Source organism: Deinococcus sp., assembly GCF_030523985.1.
Taxonomy (GTDB): Bacteria; Deinococcota; Deinococci; order Deinococcales; family Deinococcaceae; genus Deinococcus.
Genome location: NZ_JAUNHK010000081.1, coordinates 4,103 through 5,985, shown reverse-complemented (window position 1 = coordinate 5,985; position 1,883 = coordinate 4,103). Strand labels below are relative to the sequence as shown.

At 70.7% G+C, this 1,883-nt stretch carries 1 protein-coding gene; it reads left to right on the top strand.

Annotated elements, in window-relative coordinates:
• Positions 1-1,883 (top strand): ABC-F family ATP-binding cassette domain-containing protein (locus Q4C89_RS11230; protein ID WP_303102701.1); only part of this gene is annotated, 1,883 nt, incomplete at both ends.

The window sequence follows — 1,883 nt, the reverse complement described above, 5'->3', positions numbered from 1 at the left end:
GAGCGGCTGGCGCTGCTGGGGCGCAACGGGGCAGGCAAAACCACGCTGCTGCGGGTGCTCTCGGGCGAAACGCGGCCCGACGAGGGCGAGGTGTGGCGGGCCGAAGCGCTGACCCTCGCCGTGCTGGCGCAGCACCACGCCCACCCCCCCCGCCTGACCGTGCGCGAACTGGTGGACGCCGCTCACCCCTACCGCGCCGCCGAAGCCGAGTTGCTGGCCCTGGAAGCCGACCTAGGCGACCCCGAAAAACTGGCGGCCTGGAGCGCCCTGCACGCCCGACTGGAAGCGGCCCAGAGTTTCGCGTGGCCTTCGCGGGTGCGGCGCATTCTGGGGCGGCTCGACCTGACCCGCTTTCTGACGCGGGAGGCGGCGAGCCTGTCGGGGGGCGAAAAAACCCGCCTCGCGCTGGCGTTGGCGCTGGCCCGCGAGCCTGACCTGCTGCTGCTGGACGAACCGACCAACCACCTGGACATTCGGATGCGCGAGTGGCTGGAGGGCTGGCTGCAAGACTTTGGCGGCGCGGTGATTCTGACCAGCCATGACCGCGATTTTCTGGACGCGGTGGCGGGGCGTTCGCTGTGGCTGGAGGGCGGCGAGGCGCAGGAATACGCGGGCGGCTACTCGCGGACGCGGGCGCAGCGTGAACTGGAACGCCGCACCCAGAGCAAGGCGGCGCGGCTGGGCGCACGCGAGGCCGAGCGGCTTCAGGGCAGCGCCGAGTGGCTGGACAAACGCGGCAAACGCTCGCAGGCCCTCAAAACCCGTCTGGGCCGCGTGGAACTCACCGAAGCCCCCTTGCCCGAACGCCAAATTCGGATGCGGCTGCTGTCGGGCACGGCGCGGGCGCGGCTGCTGGCCTGGGGCGAACACCTGTCCAAAAGTTACGGCGAACGTCCCGTGCTGCAAGACGCCGCCTTCAAACTGCGCCAGGGTGACCGCGTGGCCCTGATGGGCGCGAACGGGACGGGCAAGACCACGCTGCTCAAGCTCCTCTCGGGCGAACTTTTTCCCGATGAGACTGACCCCGCGCCCACCCTGCAAGTCGCGGCGGGCATCACCGTCGCTACCCTTGACCAGACCTGGCACGGGCTGACGCCAGGGCAACCGCTGCGGGCGCAGTTTGAGGGGCGCTTCGGCAAGCGGGCCAAGGCCCTGCTGGGCGCGGCGGGATTCACGGTTGCCGACTGGCCTAAAACGCCTGAGCAGCTTTCGGGCGGCGAACGGGCACGGGCGGGGCTGGCGCTGGTCAGCGGGCTGCGGGCCGACCTGCTGCTGCTGGACGAACCCACCAACCACCTGGACATAGAGGCGCTGGGAGCTTTGCAGGACGCCATTCACGCCTACGCGGGCGCGGTGGCGATCGTCACCCATGACCGCCGCTTTGCCCGCGAGGTCGCCAACCGCCTGTGGCTGATCGAGCAGGCCCAGTTGCGCGAGGTGACGGGCTGGGGCAGCCGCGAATACCGCGACCCCGCCCGCACGCTGGACGGCGACCCGCCGCCTCCCCCGCCCAAGCCCACGCCACAGCAACAGTTGGCCCCGCTGGAAACCGAAGCCCAGGCCATCCGCGCCGCGCTGGACCGGGGCGGGCTAACAGGGCGCGAGGAAGCCCGCTTGCGCTCACGGCTGCACGCGCTTCAGCAGCAGCTTTATGACCTGTACGCCGAAGCCTACGCCGCTCCGCAGTGGGACTACGAAGTCAGAAGCGGGCCTTTGCGGGTGCGGGGGCAACGGCTGGGCGAGTGCGGCGGCATGTTCTGGGCAGCGCACGACGAAACCTGCCCCCATCTGGCCTGGGACGGGGAAACGCTGCGTTTTTCGGTCCCGGCGCCCGAGTGGTACGGCGCGGCCTTGCTGGGGGCCGCCCTCCCGCTGCTTTTCCT